This is a genomic window from Nocardia sp. NPDC059177, assembly GCF_042755165.1.
GTDB lineage: Bacteria > Actinomycetota > Actinomycetes > Mycobacteriales > Mycobacteriaceae > Nocardia.
Genome location: NZ_JBHZBX010000024.1, coordinates 1 through 18,753 on the forward strand (window position 1 = coordinate 1; position 18,753 = coordinate 18,753).

General features: G+C 69.7%; 16 protein-coding genes. 6 read left to right on the top strand and 10 right to left on the bottom strand.

All coding sequences use genetic code 11. The features are described from left to right. Positions 1-429: 429 nt before the first annotated feature. The 5 genes from tyrS to ACFXK0_RS24865 form a co-directional block, all read right to left on the bottom strand. A complete protein-coding gene (gene tyrS, locus ACFXK0_RS24845) occupies positions 430-1,716 on the bottom strand; it encodes a tyrosine--tRNA ligase (protein WP_379413196.1) in 1,287 nt (428 codons plus the stop codon). A gap of 26 nt (positions 1,717-1,742) precedes the next feature. Next, on the bottom strand, positions 1,743-2,609 hold the full coding sequence (locus ACFXK0_RS24850) for an alpha/beta fold hydrolase (RefSeq protein WP_379413198.1): 867 nt from the start codon (positions 2,607-2,609) through the stop codon (positions 1,743-1,745). 214 nt (positions 2,610-2,823) lie between these two features. Further along, on the bottom strand, positions 2,824-3,453 hold the full coding sequence (locus ACFXK0_RS24855; RefSeq protein WP_379413199.1) for a DNA-3-methyladenine glycosylase: 630 nt from the start codon (positions 3,451-3,453) through the stop codon (positions 2,824-2,826). 34 nt (positions 3,454-3,487) lie between these two features. Then, complete coding sequence (locus tag ACFXK0_RS24860) at positions 3,488-4,366, bottom strand: RNA polymerase sigma-70 factor (protein ID WP_379413201.1); 879 nt, start codon at positions 4,364-4,366, stop codon at positions 3,488-3,490. A 29-nt stretch (positions 4,367-4,395) separates the two neighbouring features. Continuing rightward, positions 4,396-5,574 (bottom strand): NAD(P)/FAD-dependent oxidoreductase, encoded by a 1,179-nt coding sequence (locus tag ACFXK0_RS24865; protein WP_379413202.1) that lies wholly within the window; start codon positions 5,572-5,574, stop codon positions 4,396-4,398. A 186-nt stretch (positions 5,575-5,760) separates the two neighbouring features. Here ACFXK0_RS24865 and ACFXK0_RS24870 point away from each other — a divergent pair, with 186 nt between their 5' ends. The 4 genes from ACFXK0_RS24870 (at position 5,761) to ACFXK0_RS24885 (ending at position 9,485) form a co-directional block, all read left to right on the top strand. Further along, positions 5,761-7,278, top strand: a complete 1,518-nt coding sequence (locus ACFXK0_RS24870) for a multicopper oxidase family protein (RefSeq protein WP_379413203.1) — start codon at positions 5,761-5,763, stop codon at positions 7,276-7,278. 73 nt (positions 7,279-7,351) lie between these two features. Beyond that, positions 7,352-8,086, top strand: coding sequence for an ABC transporter ATP-binding protein (locus ACFXK0_RS24875; protein WP_379413204.1), 735 nt, complete (start codon positions 7,352-7,354; stop codon positions 8,084-8,086). Continuing rightward, positions 8,083-8,847, top strand: a complete 765-nt coding sequence (locus ACFXK0_RS24880; protein ID WP_379413206.1) for an ABC transporter permease — start codon at positions 8,083-8,085, stop codon at positions 8,845-8,847. The genes ACFXK0_RS24875 and ACFXK0_RS24880 overlap by 4 nt, the downstream gene beginning before the upstream one ends. 17 nt (positions 8,848-8,864) lie before the next feature. Next, complete coding sequence (locus ACFXK0_RS24885) at positions 8,865-9,485, top strand: TetR family transcriptional regulator (protein WP_379413207.1); 621 nt, start codon at positions 8,865-8,867, stop codon at positions 9,483-9,485. A 7-nt stretch (positions 9,486-9,492) separates the two neighbouring features. Here the strand turns inward: ACFXK0_RS24885 and ACFXK0_RS24890 are convergent, their stop codons facing one another. The 4 genes from ACFXK0_RS24890 to ACFXK0_RS24905 are packed head-to-tail and all read right to left on the bottom strand — an operon-like array spanning position 9,493 to position 13,274. Next, positions 9,493-10,302: a class I SAM-dependent methyltransferase gene (locus ACFXK0_RS24890; RefSeq protein ID WP_379413209.1), complete on the bottom strand. Its 810-nt coding sequence runs from the start codon at positions 10,300-10,302 to the stop codon at positions 9,493-9,495. A 60-nt stretch (positions 10,303-10,362) separates the two neighbouring features. Then, positions 10,363-10,587 carry a Trm112 family protein gene (locus tag ACFXK0_RS24895; RefSeq protein ID WP_379413211.1) on the bottom strand — a complete coding sequence of 75 codons (225 nt, stop codon included), beginning with the start codon at positions 10,585-10,587 and terminating at the stop codon, positions 10,363-10,365. A 9-nt stretch (positions 10,588-10,596) separates the two neighbouring features. Next, positions 10,597-11,040, bottom strand: coding sequence for a GtrA family protein (locus ACFXK0_RS24900; protein WP_379413212.1), 444 nt, complete (start codon positions 11,038-11,040; stop codon positions 10,597-10,599). Next, entirely contained in the window at positions 11,037-13,274 is a 2,238-nt protein-coding gene (locus ACFXK0_RS24905) for a hypothetical protein (RefSeq protein ID WP_379413214.1), read from the bottom strand. The genes ACFXK0_RS24900 and ACFXK0_RS24905 overlap by 4 nt, the downstream gene beginning before the upstream one ends. Before the next feature lie 222 nt (positions 13,275-13,496). On the opposite strand from ACFXK0_RS24905, the gene ACFXK0_RS24910 reads away from it, so the two are divergent. Both ACFXK0_RS24910 and rffA read left to right on the top strand, forming a co-directional pair. Beyond that, entirely contained in the window at positions 13,497-14,540 is a 1,044-nt protein-coding gene (locus tag ACFXK0_RS24910) for a glycosyltransferase (RefSeq protein WP_379413309.1), read from the top strand. Continuing rightward, the gene (gene rffA / locus ACFXK0_RS24915) at positions 14,537-15,673 is read left to right on the top strand and encodes a dTDP-4-amino-4,6-dideoxygalactose transaminase (RefSeq protein ID WP_379413215.1); all 1,137 of its coding nucleotides are present in this window, start codon (positions 14,537-14,539) and stop codon (positions 15,671-15,673) included. Before ACFXK0_RS24910 ends, rffA begins: the two co-directional genes overlap by 4 nt. 42 nt (positions 15,674-15,715) lie before the next feature. Here rffA and ACFXK0_RS24920 read toward each other — a convergent pair whose 3' ends face one another. Then, entirely contained in the window at positions 15,716-18,673 is a 2,958-nt protein-coding gene (locus ACFXK0_RS24920) for an AMP-binding protein (RefSeq protein WP_379413216.1), read from the bottom strand. Positions 18,674-18,753 lie beyond the last annotated feature (80 nt).

The following is an 18,753-nucleotide window of genomic DNA, read 5'->3' on the forward strand; positions in this document are numbered from 1 at the left end:
CTCAACCGGGGGGTATGAGAAGCGGAACCAATAATAATATTGGCACTGACATTCATCGACACACTATTGAGTTCTCAAAGAACACACGCACAAGCAGAACCACCGGCTCTCGTCCGGATCTCCTGCAGGGCAACTGTTCCAGCCTAACTTCACTTCCAGGCGATGTCAATCGTAATCCTGGTCACTCAGTTGAGGCGCCGCCAGGCGCTTCCCCGTCCTACCGCGTTTCCCTGGCCCCGCCGGCCGCTCGGACCAGCGTCTCGGCTCCGGGTTGGTGTCCGTGTCGCTCTGACTTCCAATAAGTTACGCGCCGGATAACGCCGCGTCAAATCGCCTGGACAACAGGGTATCTGCGCTGGTAGGCGCGTTGTAGCCAGGGGTATCGCCGGCCTGAATCACACGAGTGTGATTCAGGCCTCCGCGACGGGTTCAGGCTATCCGACGAACCCCGGCCATGTTCTTCTTTCCGCGACGCAGTACCAGCCACTGCCCGTGCAGGAAGTCGGGCTCGGACGGAGTCCACTCGATATCGGTGATCCGCTCGTTGTTCACCGAGGCGCCGCCTTCGTTGACCGCGCGCCGCGCCGCCCCCCGGCTCTCGGACAGGCCGGACGCGACCAGCAGGTCGACGATGGTGCTCGGCTCCCCCGGCGTGACCTCGGCGACCTTGCCGTCGACGGCGGTCTCGCGCAGCGCGGCACCGAGCGTGCTCTCGGGCAGTTCGCTCAGCTCACCGCGACCGAACAGCGCCTGGCTGGCCAGTTCGACCGCGCGGGTCTCGGCGTCGCCGTGGACCAGCGTGGTCATCTCCGCGGCGAGCTTCTTCTGGGCTTCGCGGGCGTGCGGGCGCTCGGCGGTGGCCTGTTCGAGTGCGTCGAGCTCCTCGCGGCTCAGGAAAGTGAACCAGCGCAGGTAGCGCACGACATCGGCGTCGGCGGTGTTGACGAAGTACTGGTACCAGGCGTAGGGGCTGGTCAGTTCGGGGTCGAGCCAGAGGCTGCCGCCGCCGGTGGACTTGCCGAATTTCTTGCCGTCGGCCGAGGTCACCAGCGGCACGGTGAGCGCGTGCACGTGCGCGCCGTCGACGCGACGGTTCAGCTCGACGCCGGCGATGATGTTGCCCCACTGGTCGGAGCCGCCGACCTGCAGCGTGCAGCCGTGTTCGCGCCGCAGCTGCAGGTAGTCGTTGGCCTGGAGCAGCATGTAGCTGAATTCGGTGTAGGAGATGCCCTCGCCTTCCAGGCGCCGCTTGACGGTGTCGCGGGCCAGCATGACGTTCACCGAGAAGTGCTTGCCGACATCGCGCAGGAAGTCCACGGTCGACAGCGAGCCGGTCCAGTCCATGTTGTTCACGATCACCGCGCCGGTGGGCGAGTCGTCCAGGTCGACGAAGCGTTCCAGCTGGCCGCGGATGCGCTGCGCCCAGTCGGCGACGGTGTCGGTGGAGTTCATGGTGCGTTCGCCGACGTCGCGCGGGTCGCCGATGAGGCCGGTGGCGCCGCCGGCGAGCACGATCGGGCGGTGGCCGGCGCGCTGGAATCGCTTGAGCGCGAGCAGCGGAACCAGGTGGCCCGCGTGCAGGCTGGCCGCGGTGGGATCGAAACCGGCATAGAGGGTCAGCGGCGCCGCGGCGGCCGCAGCGCGCAGCTCGGCCAGGTCGGTGGACTGCGCGATGAGGCCGCGCCAGGTCAGTTCGTCGAAGATGTCACCGGTCACGGTGCTCCATCTTTCCGTATCCGGGTTCAGACCCGGGCGCGGGTCACCCACGCCAGCAGATCGGCTTCGACCTCGTCGCGCTGGAGTTCGTTGAGCACCTCGTGACGGGCATCCGGGTAGACCTGGTAGGTGATGTCGGTCAGGCCGGCGTCGCGGTAGCGCCGCACCAGCAGGTCCGACAGGCGCAGGCCCGCGTTGAGTGGGTCCTTGTCGCCGACCATCACATAGATCGGCAGGTCGGTGCGTATGGTGCCCGGGTTCGACAGCCGGGTCGACGCGGTCGCCGCGAGCAGGCCCATATTCGCCTCGTCGATGGCGAAGCCGCACCACGGATCGGCGAGATAGGCGTCGACCTGGGCTTCGTCGCGGCTGATCCAGTCGGCGTCGGTGCGGGTGGGCTGGAATCCGGCGTTGAAGTAGGCGGTCAGGTCGCCGCCGGCCGCGGCCATCTCGGCGAACAGTCCGTCGACGGCGGTGGTGCCGCACAGCACGGCCTCGTCGATCAGGCTGGAATGGTCGAGCAGGTACTGCTGCACAGCGAAGGAGCCGAGGCTGTGCCCGAACAGGGTGAGCGGCAGGCCGGGGTGGCGTTCGCGCAGGATGCCGGTGAGCGCGACTTCGTCGGCGACGAGCAGGTTCCAGCCGTCGGGGCCCAGGTCGCCGGGGATCTCGCCCATGCTGTGCCCGTGACCGCGGTGGTCGTCGGCGTAGACGGCATAGCCGAGTTCGGCCAGCCGCTCGGCGAGGTGGCCGTAGCGTTCGGAATGTTCGCCCATGCCGTGCGCGATCTGCACGATGCCGCGCGGGTCGGCGGGCAGCCAGCTCCGCACGTGGATCGTGGTGCCGTCGCTGCTGGGGAAGGTGAACACGGGCCGCTCCTGCTGGTCGGGCATCGATCTCGGATTCTCGATCGTCGCATCCGGAATGCGCCGCGACCATTGGGTTCGTCACCGAGATCGAGGCGGCGGTGTTGTCGCGGCCGACGAACTCGGCGGCCGGGATCAGCGGGCAGAACGTGTCAGCCAGGTTGGCCGCGCTTTCCGGCTCGCGCCGTGCTGCACGCCGAGCATCTGCGACCGGGTCGCGCAGCGTGCGCGGCCGAGGCGGTCATGGACGCCGGGACGACACCGTTCGCGCCGGTGCGCGTGGGCTGCGCCGGTAGGCCGATACCGCGGCGGAGTCCGGCAGCCAGAACCGCCACGGCACCTCGGCGGCCACGCTGACGCCGACACGCGGACCCACCGCGATGGCGGCGTCGGGAACGGGTGGGTGCAGGGCGAGGTGGACGGCGGCGAACGGGTCGAACAGCTCGGCGCCGTAGTCGTCCAAGCCGATCGCGAGCGCACTGCCCACATTGCCGGGGCCGCGAGCGAGACCGGCATCGGTGCGGGCGGCGGGCCTGCGCTCCCGCGCGATCTCGACACCGTCCACCACCTCCCCGGCGCGCACCAGCACCGCGCCCGCGACACCGTCGAAGGTGGCTGTCACGTTGACGCACAGGTGAATTCCGTAGGAGCGGTAGACATAGAGCCGCCCGGCCGGCCCGAACATGACCGCGTTGCGGGCCGTGGGTCCCGGCCAGGAATGCGCGGCCGGATCGGGGTACGGACCGGCCGGATCGCTGCCGTAGGCCTCGACCTCCACGATCCGCAGCGCGACCCCGCGTGACGACAGGGTGGCGCCGAGCAGTCTGCGCGCGGCGGTCGGCGGGTCGACGGCGAGTTCCTGAGCGGACACGGTCGCCATTGTCGCCCATGCCGGGACGGCGTCGTCAGCCCAGCAGGTCGGTGCCGTGGTAGAGCCCGGCCAGTTTGCCCGGGTTGACCTGGAAACGCAGGTTCTTGATCCGGCCGTCGACCAGGTCGAAGGTGAAGGCCGCGCCGGGATTGCCTGCCAGCGCGGCGAGCGCGCCGAGTTCGCCGTTGATCTCGGCGGCGGTGAGTTCGATCCCCGCCGACGACGGTTTGGCCAGCACGCCGAGAATCCAGCGGGCGACATGGTCGGGGCCGTGCAGCGGCCGCCGTGCCGCGGTGACGACACCGCCGCCGTCGGACCAGCAGGTGACATCCGGGGCGAGCAGGTCCATCAGCGCGTTCAGGTCACCGCCGGCGCAGGCGGCCATGAACTGGTCGGTGACGTGCGCGCGGGCGGCCTTGTCGGTGTCGAAGCGGGGTCGCCGCGCGCGCACGTGGTTCTTCGCGCGGTGCGCGATCTGGCGCACGTTCGCCTCGGAACGGTCGAGGGTGCCTGCGATTTCGGCGTGCGTGTAGCCGAAGACCTCGCGCAGCAGGAACACCGCGCGTTCGACGGGCGCGAGGGTCTCCAGGACGACGAGCATCGCGGTGGACACGGTGTCGGCCAGCGCCGTGTCCTCGGCGATGTCGGGTGAGGTCAGCACCGGTTCGGGCAGCCACGGCCCGACATACTGCTCGCGGGTGGCGCGGGCCGAGGTGAGCCGGTTGAGCGCGAGGTTGGTGACGGTACGGACCAGATACGCCCGGGGATGGGTGACCGTCGCCCGGTCGACGGCGTTCCACTTCAGCCAGGTGTCCTGGAGCACGTCCTCGGCGTCGGTGACCGTGCCGAGCATGCGGTAGGCGGTGGCGAAGAGCAGGCGGCGGTGTTCGAGAAAGGGATCCTGATCCGGCATGGGTTCCACCGTGCCGGATGGTAGTGCGCTCAGGCCCGAACGCGTGTCGCTTTGCCGCCCTTGGACAGCTGGACGGTCGTGGTCATCTTCTTGCTGGCCTTGACCGAGGGCACCGGGCTGCTGCTCACCAGTTCCTTGTAGATCCGGGCCGGCCGGCCGGTGAGGTACAGCCGGCGCGGGCTGTCGTCGGCATGGGTGAACTGGATGACGGCGTCGCGGCGGCCCAGGCTGACCGGCTGGTGGAAGTAGCCGAAACGGAACGGGCGCACCGGCTTTCCGCGCAGCCGCGCGGCAATGCTGTCGGCGGTGTAGGCGGCGGTGGGCAGCCCGCTCTGGCAGGTGCCGTGCACCGCGCCCCAGGCCTGCCGGACGGCGGCGGCATCGCCGATGGCGTGAATCGTGGGGTGCGACACCGACGTCAGCGTCGGGTCGACCACGATCAGGCCGTGCTCGTCGACGGCGATGCCGGACTCGGCGGCCAGCGGTGCGACCCGCACGCCGCTGGTCCACAGGGTCAGATCGGCGGCGAGCAGCGTGCCGTCGGCGAGTTCGACTGCCGCGGGCAGCACCTTGGTGACGCGCTGACCGATCGCGCGCTGAATGCCGAGCCGGTCCAGTGCGGCGTTCAGGTAGGCGCGCGCCTTCTCCCCCATCATGGCACCGGGTTCGCCGGATCCGACCAGGGTGACGCGCAGGCCGGGGTGGCTCTCGGCGATCTCGGTGGCGGCTTCGATGCCGGTCAGGCCGGCGCCGCAGACGGCGACCGTCCCGCCCACTGCGGCGAGTTCGGTCAGCCGGCCCGCGAATTCGTGGGCGACGCGCGGATCGTTCAGGGTCCAGGCGTGATCGGCGACGCCGGGGACGGTGGCGGTGTCGGTGGCGCTGCCCAGCGCGTAGATCAGCTCGTCGTAGGCGAGGTCGCCCGCACCGTCGACGCGCACGGTCCGCGCCTCGGGGTGGATGGCGGTGGCCCAGCCCTGGACGAACTGGATGCCGGTGCCGTCCAGGATCGCCGGGATGTCGTGGTGCGCGAGTTCCTGGCCCGCGGCGATCTGGTGCATCCGCAGCCGCTCGGTGAAGCGGGCCGACGGGTTGACCAGGGTGATCCGCACATCCAGCTTGCGTGTGCGGCGCGCGAGCCGGACCGCGGCGAACAGGCCGGTGTAGCCGGCGCCGAGGACGACGATGCGGTGCGTGGTGGTGGTCATGGCGGCACTCCTTGTCGGTGGGATGTTCATGGGACAAATGGGCCGGCCACGACGTGACACCTCTGCAAGTGATCCACATCACATAGGCCCGACCTGGACGAATACTGATGCTCGGTGAAATCTCGAGGTGCGGATCGGGGTCGCTCCCCGATGTGGACAGGCCCGCACGCTCCCTACCGTCGACGCATGGTTTCTCCACTGCGCCGCCGCCTGCGCCGGGCACTGCTCGGTGCCGGTGTGCTGGTCGTCGTCGTGCTCACCGTGATCGCCGGTGGCGTCGCCTGGGTCTGGTCGACCGCCGACATCTCCACCGTCGGCACGACCGAATTCACCCGGCCGCTGACGATCCCGCCGCTGGCCGCGTCGACCGTCGAACCCGACGGCACCCGCGTGTTCACCCTCGACATACAGAGCGGCACAACAGCGTTCGAGCCGGGGCACGAGGCCGAGACGTGGGGTTTCAACGGCAGCTATCTGGGACCGACGCTGCGTGCGAACAACGGCGAACGCGTCCGGGTGCGTGTTCGCAACCAGCTGCCCGAGGCCTCCACCGTGCACTGGCACGGTATGCACCTGCCCGCCACGATGGACGGCGGACCGCACCAGATGGTCGAGCCAGGCGCGACCTGGACACCGGAATGGACGGTGGCGCAACCGGCTTCGACGCTCTGGTACCACCCGCACCCGCACGGCGCGACCGAGGACCACGTCCGTCGCGGGCTGGCGGGCATGTTCCTCGTCGACGACGCCGCCGCGGCCGCCCTGCGGTTGCCCAGTACCTATGGTGTCGACGACCTGCCGGTGATCGTGCAGGACCTGCGGCTGCGTGGGGACCGTCTCGACGGCGCGCACACGGCGTTCCGCGATGTCGGCTTCCTCGGGAATCGCACGCTGGTCAACGGCACCCTCGCGCCGTACCAGGAGATCGGCGACGAATTGGTGCGCCTGCGGCTGCTCAATGCCTCGACCGCGCGCATCTACACCTTCACCTTCGACGATGCCCGCCCGTTCGCGCTCGTCGGCACCGACGGCGGGCTGCTGGAACGGCCGGCCACGCTGGATCGCGTCCAGCTCTCCCCCGGTGAACGCGCCGAGATCGTGGTGCGGATGCGGCCCGGCGAACGGACCGTCCTGCGCAGCGACCGCCTCGACGCCGGGCTCGATTTCTGGGCCAACCGCTTCGCCGGCGGCGACGACACCTTCGACATCCTGGAACTGCGCGCCGCCCCGACGCTGCGCGAGTCCCCGGCGCTGCCGGCCGCTCTGGTGCCCGCGTCGACGCCCGACGGGAGCGACGCGGTGACCGAACGACGGTTCGATCTCGCCTTCTCCGGCATCAACGGCGCGAAGATGGCGATGGATCGCGTCGACACCGTCGTCACCCGCGGGACCACCGAGATCTGGGCGGTACGCAATGTCGACGGCATGCCGCACAACTTCCACGTCCACGACGTGCAGTTCCGGGTGCTCGACTATGCCGGCGGCGCGCCACCACCGGCGCTGACCGGGCCCAAGGACACCATTTTCCTGGCGCCAGGGGTGACGGCGCGACTGGCGCTGCGCTTCGACGGACCCGCTGATCCGGACACGCCGTACATGTATCACTGTCACCTGCTCTGGCACGAGGACCTCGGCATGATGGGCCAGTTCGTCGTCGTCGAGCCCGGTCAGCAGGCGGGCGCGCCGCCGGGACACGCCCACTGACCCTTGCCGTGCCGACCGGGTCGCGCTAAATTCATCACGTAGTGAATTCAACACTCGATGAATTGAGGCGACCATGTCGCACACCCCACCGCCGTCGGCCGCTGTGCAGGTCAGCGATCTGACGGTCCGGCGCGGCAAGCGCACCGTGCTGCACGGCCTGTCGATGGCGATCCCGCGCGGGTCCATCACCGGCCTGCTCGGGCCGTCCGGCTGCGGCAAAACCACTCTGATGCGCAGCATCGTCGGCACCCAGCTGGTGCAGTCGGGCACGATCACCGTGCTCGGCGAACCGGCGGGCAGCGCCGGGCTGCGGCGGCGGGTCGGTTACGTCACCCAGGCGCCGAGCATCTACGCCGATATCAGCGTCCGGGAGAACGTCGGCTACTACGCCGCGCTCTACGGCCGCGATCGCGACGATGTCGAATCCGCGCTCACCGCGGTCGGTTTGGCCGAATACGCCGGCCAGCTCGGCGATCAGCTCTCGGGCGGGCAGAAGACCAGGGCCTCGCTGGCGTGCGCGCTGGTCGGCAAGCCCGAACTGCTGGTGCTGGACGAACCGACGGTCGGGCTCGATCCGGTGCTGCGGGTCGAGCTGTGGAAACAGTTCCGCGAATTGGCCGCGGCGGGAACGACCTTGCTGGTGTCGAGTCACGTGATGGACGAGGCCGAACACTGCGACACCCTGCTGCTCATGCGTGAGGGCGCGCTACTCGCCCAGCTCAGTCCCGACGAACTGCGCGAACGCACCGACGAGCAGAACCTCGAGACCGCCTTCCTCACCCTGATCACGATGGGAGCGCGCGCATGACCACCATCCTGCGGCCCTACACCGCCACCACCGGCCGGATCCTGCGTCAGCTGCGCAACGACCACCGCACCGTCGCCATGATCCTGGTGGTCCCAGCGGTCCTGATGACGCTGCTGTACTTCATCTACCAGGACACGCCACGGACCGCGCTCACCCCGCTGACGATGTTCGACCGGGTCGGCATCACCATGCTGGGTATCCTGCCGTTCATCGTGATGTTCCTGATCACCGCCATCGCGATGCAGCGCGAACGCACTTCCGGCACACTCGAGCGGCTGCTCACCACCCCACTGAGCAAGCTCGACCTGCTCGCCGGATACGGCACCGCGTTCTCCGCCGCGGCCGCGGCCCAGGCCGCGATCGCCTGCGCGGTGTCGTTCTGGCTGCTGGGCATGACCGCCGCGGGCAGCCCCGGCTGGGTGATGCTGATCGCGATGGTCGACGCGGTGTGCGGCGTCGGGCTCGGCCTGCTGGCCAGCGCGTTCGCGCGCACGGAATTCCAGGCCGTGCAGTTCATGCCGGTGATCGTGGCACCGCAGATCTTCCTGTGCGGCCTGCTCGTTCCGCGTAGTCAGCTGCCTGGCTGGCTGGAGGCGATCAGCAATGTGATGCCGTTGACCTACGCGGTGGACGCGCTGCAGCAGGTGTCGCTGCACGCCGAACCGACTGCGACGATGTGGCGCGATATCACCGTCGTCGCGGGCTTCGCGGTGGTGGCGCTGGCGCTGGCCGCGGCTACCCTGCGACGACGGACCGCGTGACCCGAGGAGGACACAGCATGAGTGGCGACCGGACCCGGCCGCGCAGGCGCAGTGGGCGCAGGCCGGGCAATGTCGACACCAAGGCCGCCATTCTCGACGCCGCCCGCGCCCGCTTCGCCGAGCTGGGCTTCGACAAGACCTCGATCCGGGCCGTGGCGACCGACGCGGGCGTGGATCCCGCACTGGTGCACCACTATTTCGGCACCAAACAGCAGTTGTTCGCAGCGGTGGTCGACTTCCCGGCCGACCCGGAGGCGACCTTGTCCGCGATCGACACCGCGCCCGTGGACGAGCTGGGCGCGACGATCGTGGGCGCGGTGTTGTCGGTGTGGGACTCTCCGGCCGGGCCCGGCGTGGTCGCCATGGTGCGCAGCATGATCGCGGGGGAAACGCAGCTCGCGCGGTCGTTCCTGTTGCAGGTGGTGCTGGAACGGGTGCGTCTGCGTATCGCGACACCGCAGGACGACGGGCACGCGCGGGTCGCCCTGGTCGCGGCGCAGATGATGGGGGTGTTGATCGCGCGCAAGATCGTCGGCCTGGAACCGCTGACGTCGATGCCCGCCGCGACCGTGGTCGCCACCGTCGGGCCCAGCGTGCAGCGGTACCTCACCGGCGAGATCGGTACCGCCACAGCCTGATCCGCACTCAGGACACCCCGCGCACCCGCACGATGCCGGGCGGGATGTCGCGCAGCACGGGCAGTCGTTCGAAGACCGGCAGCAGCACCGGCAGTGGACCGTGCGAAGGGCTGAACGCGGAGACCTCCACCGAGTCCACCCGCGAACTCCACTCGCGCAGCAACGCGGGCACTTCGGTGCGCCGCACACCCCACGGCATGGGCGGGGCGGTGTAGTCCGGTGTCTTGCGGAAACCACGCAGCGTCTTGCGGGAGAACCACGGCGGGATGGTGTCGAACATCAGCTCCACACCGGGGAATCGGTCGAGGATCGCGACCACCAGGCGGCGGACGTCGGCGGGGTCGAAGTACATGAAAAGCCCCTGCGCGGTGACGAAGACGCCGCGCGTGGGATCGATCCGGTCGAGCCAGGACAGATCGAGCGCGCTGATCGGCAGGTAGGTGGTGCGCGGGCCCGGCGGCAGGAACCTGGCGCGGATCTCGATCGCCTCGGGCACGTCGACGCAGAACCATTGCACCGCGCCGTCGTCGCAGCGCTGGAACTGGGTTTCCAGGCCGGCGGCCAGTTCCACCACGGTGCCGCCGGGATGCGCGGCCAGCCACGGCCGCAGCGCCGCGTCGAACCGGACGGCGCGCACCGCGTGGGTGCCGTCGGGTTCGCCGAAGGTGGCGCGGTAGTCGAAATCGATGGACTCGTAGAGGCGGACGGCGTCGGGATCGTCGAGGACGGCGTCGGGTCGCCGCGCCTCCGACGCCCGGTTGTGCAACGTCCAGAGCATGGTCAGTGGAATTCCGCTGAGCGCGACGTCGTCGGCCATCGGACACCCTCTTCCTGATCGAGTTGGTAAGGCAAGCCTAACTCGAGCAGGTGGGTCCGGTCAGGACTCGGCGAGGAAGAATTCGTGCTCGGCGTCGGTGACATCGCGGGCCTCGTCGATCAGCAGGACGGGGATGCCGTTGTCGATCGGGTAGGCGCGGCGCAGCCGCGGGTTGTACAGGACGCTCGCCCCGGCTTCGGTGCGCACCAGCTGCAACGGGCCCTTGTCCTGGGGGCAGGCCAGCAGGCCGAGCAGGGTTGCGTCGAGGGTGGATTCGTGCGCCATGCCCCTAACCTACCGCGCCCGCCGGAAGGAGATGTAGCGGTGCCCGAAGAAGCTCAGCACCGCGACCAGCCCCATCACGAGCACCGACGCCGGCTCGGCCGGGAAGCCGAGAACGGTGGCCGCCAGTTCCACCAGGACCACATTGAGGACCAGCCCGCCCGCGTTCACCCCGCAGAAGGCGACGAAATCGCGCACCAGCCTGCCGCGCACCCGGAACACCAGCGTGCGATGCAGCACGAAGGCGACCACCGTGCTCACCGCGTAGGCGGCCACCACCGCCAGGCCCGGCCTGCCGTCGCCGAGCACCCGCAGCCAGCACACCACCAGGACCATGCCCAGCAGTGTGTTGAAGCCGCCGACGACGGCGAAGGCCAGCTCCTGGCGTTTGACGATCCGCAACAGCGGGCCCGGCGTCTCGAGCACGCCGTCGGCGGGCGCCGCCTCGGTGGTCATCGCAGCGCGTCCGCGAGCTCGGCGTCGTCGTCGGGGATCGCCTCCGCGGCGGGCGCGTCCTGCTCGTCCTCCGGTTTGCGGCCGCGCAGGTAGAGCCACTGCAACACCCCGAGCCCGAGCAGCCCGGCCGCGATCGCGGCGCCGCCGATCTTCCAGCCCGGCGGACGCCAGGTCAGCTCGAGGTCGGCGTCGCGGGTGCCCGCGGGGATGTCGACGGCGACGAAACTCTTGGCCACGACCTGGAACGGGATGTCCTCGCCGTTCAGGCTCACCCGGTAGCCCGGCCAGGCCAGCCGCGCGAACACGATCCGGCCGCCGTTCTCGGAACTGACCCTGACCCGGCTGGTGGTGTCGGATTCCGCGGTGGAGACCGCGGTCGCACCCTCGACGGCCGAGATGCGGCCGTTGCGGGTGGAGATCAGGCCGTCCTCGCGTTCGAGGACGGCGATGTACTTCTCGTGGCCCGGGTAGTCGGCCCAGCGCCAGCCGGTGGGGGCGGGCTGGTTGCGGGCATCGGGGTAGAGCGCGGTCTGCAGCACGACCCGGTCGACGTTCATCAGGTCCACGATGGTCTTGCCGGTGGACGGCTCGACCGCGAACGCGCGCCGGTAGGCGTCCGGGCAGACGCTGGTGTCCCAGCGCATGCACAGCATCTCGCCGAACCAGAAGTGCCCGTTCGGGGTGTAGCCGCTGACGTAGGTGCGCTCGATGTCCTTGGCGTAGTTGCCGAACACCAGCGAGCCGTAGGCGCCGTCGAGGCTGCGCTCCCCCGGCTGGATCAGCGCGCGGTCACCGAGCTGCAGGGTGGTGCCCGCGAACTCCGGGAACGCCGCCCTGGCCGCCGCCCGGTCGCTGGGCAGATTCCAGCTCATCGGTGTCGGCTGCGCGCGGTCGACCTGGACATAGGCGATCGGGAACACCGCGATGATCCCCAGCGCGACCGCCGCGGAGGTCCCCTTGTTCATGGCCAGCCACACCATGCCCGCACCCAGCGCCACGATGGCCGCCGCGGCGAGCAGATGCGCGGTCACATGATGCGGATCGGCCGAGAACGACCGCACCCACAGCAGCCCGACCAGCACCGCCGCCGCCGCGCACCGCGGCCGCCAGTCCTTGACTGTCGCGAACCGCCCGAGCAGCACACACACCAGCAGCAGCAGGCCCAGCGCCACCATCGGCAGCACCCGGGCAGGCCAGCGCAGCGGACCGATCGTGCCCGGACCCGCGGTCCACATCAGCGCGGCGACCGCGAACACCGTGATGCCGGTCAGCTCGCGCCACGCCGCGCGCGCCCGGCCCCAGTCGATGAAGGCCAGCGCCGGGATCAGGAACCAGGCGATGTAGACCACCGGCAGCGGCTGCACGTATCCCCACCACGAGGTGAACGCGGGCAGCGTCGAGGGCAGGCTCGCGTTCAGCGATTCCGACCACGGCACAGTGAGGAACTGGTCGTTGTTGATCTGGGCGGTGCCACGCCAGGTCACCTTCGCCGACAACATGCTCGGCAGATAGGTGGCCGCCCCGGCCAGCGCCGCCAGCGCCGACACCAGCAGCAGTTTCAGCGACGGCCGCCAGGTCCGCTGATACACCAGCTCACCGATCGCGACCGCGCCGATCATCAGACCGGCCTCCACCGCCGGAAAGATGTACTGCACCGAGATCGCCAGATACAGGTAGACGAACACCGGAATCGGCCCGCCACGACCCCGCGCATAGCGCACCCCGGAAGCCCACGCGTGCACCATCCACGCGGTGCCGGTGAAGGCGGTCATCCAGCTGGCCTCGTCGAAGAACAACAGCCAGCCGGTGAACGGGATCGACACCCCCGCCAGCGCCGCCCACTGCACCCGCGACCCGTAGGCCAGGCAGATCCGGTAGACACCCAGGCCGAGGATGATCGCGAAGATCAGCTTCACCACGGTCGCGTACAGCACCAGATTGTCCACCGACGGCGCGATCAGATCGATCAGCAGCTGCGGCGGATTCAGCAGTCCCGCTTCCTCGATGGCGTAGTTACCCGCCATCCAGTGCTCGGGCACCAGCACCGGCAGATCGCCGTCGCGCAGCCGCCTGCCGAGCATCACCCACAGCGGGACGTACTGGGATTCGGTGTCGTCGGTATAGAAGTGCCGGACGTTGGCGAGCAGAACCGCGCCGTAGCCGGCGATCACTCCGAGCGAGGTGAGCAAGCCCCACAGGTACACGGCACGACGGGCAGGGGTTCTACTTTCCACCACGAGGACCAGACCCTACAGGTAACCGGCCGGATCGGCACCGTCGCACAGGCCGTGCCGCAGGCGCCGACGCGCCGTGGCGCGGTGTTAAAGTTCCCAGCACTGTTGGGTCTGTTCCAGTCACACCGAAAGTCGACGATGCCGATTCCTTCCGCACCCTCGTCCCGGCCCGGCGCTGTGCTGCACGCCGGTGCTTCCGAACGCAACGGCGGTTCGGGCCAGGTGCATTCGGTGTCGGTGGTCGTCCCGGTCTACCGGGGCGAGGAGACGATCGCGACGCTGGTCGCCGAACTGGACCGGCTGACCGGGCCGACCACCACCGTGGCCGGCGCGCGCTTCGCGATCGAGGAGATCATCCTCGTCCACGACAACGGCCCGGACCGCTCCGATGTGGTGCTGCAGGAACTCGAACGCGGCTACCCGCAGGTCCGCGTGGTCTGGTTGAGCCGCAACTTCGGTCAGGACGCGGCGACCATCGCCGGCATGGCGGCCGCGCGCGGCGACTGGATCGTCACCATGGACGAGGACGGCCAGCACGATCCGGCGTTCATCGCCGATTTCCTCGACGCCGCGCTGGCCTCGCGCGCCGACCTGATCTACTCCAAGCCGTCCAACACCCGCCCGCACGGTTTCCTGCGCAACCTCACCTCGCGTGGCGCCAAGATCGTGCTCGCGACGGTGTTCGCCTTCCCCGACTCGACCCGGTTCGAGAGCTTCCGGCTGATCCGCGGCGACATCGGGCGCCAGCTGGCCGAGGTCGCCGCCAACGGCGCCTACCTCGATGTCGCGCTCACCTGGGTGGTCGGCCGGACGGAGTCGGTGCCGGTGGTGCTGCGCGCCGAGGGGCGCGACGAGTCCGGCTACAACTACCGGCGCCTGTTCTCCCTGTTCTGGAAGATGGTGCTGTGCAGTGGCACCCGTGGCCTGCGGCTGGTCAGCATGCTCGGGGTCAGCCTCGCGCTGGCCGGGGTGATCATGGCCGCGGTGGTCGTGGTGCAGGCACTGACCCAGGACGACAACCACGATCCCGAGGGCTGGGCCTCCATCATGGTGGCGATGCTGCTGTGCTCGGGCGCGATCCTGTTCTCACTCGGCCTGATCGCCGAATACCTCGGTGTGGCACTGCACATCCTGGTCGGCAAACCGCTCTACCTGACCGTGCAGACCCCGACACCGCGCCCCGATACGATGCACGCGCCGGCCGTGTCCCACCGAGTCGACGCCGCGGTGCCGGCAGCCGCGACGGAGAAGGGCTCCCTCGCGTGAGCGATCGCATCATCTTCAGCAGGCCGTTCCGGGCCGAGGCCGAACGCGCCAACCTGATGACCGTGCTCGATTCCGATCACAGCCACGGCGACGGCCAGTTCACCAAGTCCGCGACCGCGAAGATCAAGGCGATCACCGGCGCCGGGCACGCCCTGCTCACCACCTCGTGCACGCACGCGCTCGAACTCGGCGCGCTACTGCTCGAACTGGGTCCCGACGACGAGGTGATCGTCCCCAGTTTCGCCTTCACCTCCGCGGCCACCGCGATGGCACTACGTGGGGCGACCTGCGTGTTCGTCGACATCGACGACAGCACCGGCAACATCGATCCGGCCGCCGCCGCGGCCGCGGTCACCGAGCACACCAAGGCCGTCCTGGTGATGCACTACGGCGGGGTCGCCGCCGATATGGCACCGCTGCTGGCGCTGGCCGCCCAGCACGGGCTGGCGATCATCGAGGACAACGCGCACGGCCTCGGCGGCACCTGGCGCGGCAGGCAGCTCGGCACCATCGGCACCCTGGGCACCCAGAGTTTCCACGACACCAAGAACGTGCACTGCGGCGAGGGCGGCGCGCTGCTGCTCTCCGACGAGATCCTGATGAGCCGCGCGGAGATCATGCGTGAGAAGGGCACCGACCGCGCCCGGTTCCTGCGCGGCCAGGTGGACAAGTACTCCTGGCAGGACATCGGCTCGAGCTATCTGCCCAGCGAACTCAATGCCGCCGTGCTCGACGCCCAGCTCAGCGAATTCGACACCATCCAGGCCGGTCGGCACCGCGTGTGGGATACCTACGCCGCCGCGCTGCCGGATTGGGCCACCCGCAACAGCGTGCGCCCGATGACCGTGCCGGACGACCGCGGCCACACCGCGCACCTGTTCTACCTGCGGATGCCGACCGAGGACAGCCGCGACGGCCTCATCCGTCATCTCGCCGAGCGCGGTATCGTCGCGCCGTTCCACTACATCCCGCTCGATTCCAGCCCGGCCGGCCTCAAATACGGCCGCACCCCGGTGCCGTGCGTGAAGTCGGCCGACTTCTCGGCGACGATCCTGCGCCTGCCGCTGTGGCCGATGCTCAGCGACGTGCAGCTCTCGCGCGTCATCGACGCGGTCACCGAATACCGCGTGTGACACCGGCGGGTGACCGGGTCGTGCCCGGCCACCCGCGGTGGGTCAGTTCCCGCCGAACAGCACCGCCGCCGCGACCTCGGTGAGGACCTCGTAGGTGTCGTTGTCCCGGTCGTAGACCCAGGTGCCCGGACCGGCCTTCGGCAGTCCGGCGGCCTGCACCGCCGACACCGAGGGCCGGAAACTGGGGCTGCGCGGGATGTCGTCGACGACGTAGACCAGGTCGGGTCGCTGGTCGCGGTCCAGTGCCCGCATCGCCTCGGTGACGTCGCCCGGTTCGATCCGGAAGCCCGTGCGCACGCTCAGCGCGGCCGCGGCGAGTGTGCCCGCCGCGGTGGGCAGCGCGAAGGCCACTTCCATGTCGACGGCGGTGATGTCGTTGAGGACATCGACGATCGGCTGGGTGAACACCGGTCCGCGCGCGGTCCGGATGACCGAGTCGCGGCGGTCGAGCAGCCAGTAGTCGCCGTCGCTGTCGCGGCGGAACAGGTTCTCCGTCGGCCACCAGGCATCGCCCGCCTTGAACACCCCGCGCAGCCCGCCGTCGGAGATGTCGCCCCCGTCGACGGCCTTGCCCAGCAGCAGGCCGGGCTCGTTGTCGGCGCAGCGGCGGGCGAAACCGTTGTCGCCCACCAGGATCTGCTCGCTGACCGGGTCGTAGGCGACCAGCTCGACCCGCGCGGTGCCGGGAACCGGCCTGCCCTTGGAACCGATCTTGGCGCCGGGCACATTGGCCAGCACCACGTCACCGTCGATCGAGGCGTAGAACTCGAGTACCCGAGCGGGCGCGAACTGTTCGGTGGTGCGCCGCCACAGCCCCGCGGGCATACCGGACCCGATGAACAACCGGATCGGATGGTTGTACCCCGCCGGGAACACCTGCGCGTCGAGCAGATCGCGCAGCATCGTCCAGGTGTAGGTGACCACGGTGACGCCGTAGCGGTGCACCTCCTCGGCGAAGCGGCCCGGGTCCAGGTCGACCGGCCGGGCCAGCGCGATCCGGCTGCCGCCGGCGATCGCGCCACCGAGACTCACCAGCAGGCCCGACGAATGATGCAGTGGCGCAAGGCAGTACACGGTGTCGCGGCGGTCGAGGTCGGCCGCGCTCGCGGTGCCGAAGGCCGACAGGGCCCAGCGGTGGTTGGTGATGTACTTGGCCTCGAGCCGGTCACCGGAACCGAGCACCAGCACGAACGCGAGTTCGCGCGCCAGGCCCGGATTGGGGCGATACCAGGCGGGCACCCGCACCGCCGCCGGGTCGATCTGCTCCAGGTCGATCACCCGGTCACCGGTGGGCACCGGCAGTTGCCTGGCGTCGCCGCCGCCGAGCACCAGCACCCGGGCGCCGGTCGCCGCGGCGGTGCGCAGGTTCTCCGGGTCGGTGATCAGCGTCTGCACGCCGGTGAGCTCGATGGCGCGGTCAAGTTCGGCGCCGGGCGCCAGCAGCACCGCCACGGCACCCAGGCGCGACAGCGCGGCCACCGAGGCCAGCGCGCTGGGCCGGGTCTCCATCATGATGCCCACCCGGGTGGCGGGCCGGATGCCGACCGAGATCAGTCCGCGCACGACATTGTCGACGCGTTCCTCCACAGCGGCGTTGGTGTGCACCCGGTCGTCGAAGAGCACCAGGTCCTTCTGCGGCGCGCGCCGCGCGTGCTCGGTGAGCAGCTTGCCCAGCGAGATGCGGGTGTGCGGCTGGATCATGCCCAGGCGGGTCAGCCGGGGCAGCGCCCGGGCGGCCTCCCCCGCCATCTCCACCGAACCGCGAATCGTATTGCCTGCGATGCCTTCCAGCGCCTTGCCCACCCCGGCGCCCGCCTCGACCAGCGTGGCCGCGGTGTGCACCACCCGGGTCGCGGCGGTGCGCGGGGCATTGCTCGGCACGTGTTCCTGCATCGGGGCGATGGCCGGGGGCAGCGCCACGTCACCGTCCATCCAGGCGATCCAGTCGCGCACCAGCGGCCAGGTGTGGTTGGTCGCGATCGAACCGGCGACCAGACCGAAATGCCCTGCCACCAAACTGGCTTCGTAGACCTCGGCGTTCGGTGCGGCGCGCACGATCCCGCGCACCGCGGCGGGCTGGCCGATGTCGTCGACCTCGCCGACGAACGCGAGGATCGGGCACTTCAGCTCGGCCAGCGACACCGGATGATCACGGATCACGAAGCCGCCCAGCATCATCCGGTTGTGCGCGACGAACTGCTTGAGCAGATCGGCCACCGCCGGGCCCGCGTACCCCACCCAGCCCTCACTGTTGAGAAAGCGGCGCTGACGTTCCTTGGGCAGCAACGCTTCCCGGTCGTGCAGCTGCAGCAGGAAGTCGATCCGCGACTTCGCGGTCTTGACCGGGTCGAGCATCTGGAAACCGACGCGCACCATGGACTCGGTGATCGGCAGCCGGTGCATCACGTGATCGGCCAGGAAATCGGCCACCTCCGACACCAGCCCGTAGGGCAGCCCGAACGGCATGCCCGCGACGATGTCGACCGGGCTGCCGAAGGTGACGATGGAGGCCACGCCCTTGCCGTAACGGTAGGCGGTGGTCTGGTAGGCGAACATGCCGCCCTGCGAATAGCCCATCAGGTGCACCTGCGCCCCGGTGGCCTCGCAGACGGTGTCGATCGCGGAGTTCACCGCGAGCACATGGTCGGCCAGGTCACGTTCCCAGCCGCCCTCCTCGGTCGCGGGCGACCCGAAATCGACCACCCAGCAGTCGATTCCGCCCGCGTTCAGGATCCCGACCGCACCCCCGGCCGCGTTCACGTCCCAGATGTCGGCATTGACCATCAACGGCGGCACCAGCAGCGCCACCGGACGCCCCGGCGTCGAATCGTCGGGGAAGTAGTGCCGCAACCGGTACATGCGCCGTCGCTCGACGACCTCGAACGGCGAGGACTCGACGTCGTGCGCCAATCCGCCGAAGCGGATCACCTCAAGGCCGTTCTGCGCGGTAGCCAGCAACCGCTGCATCGAACCGACCACACCCTTTGGACTGATATCCACTGTTCCCACCTGGCCTACCCTGCTGAAAGTGACACACCTCACACACCCCGATGTGCTCAGATGAGCTAACCACACCGGAC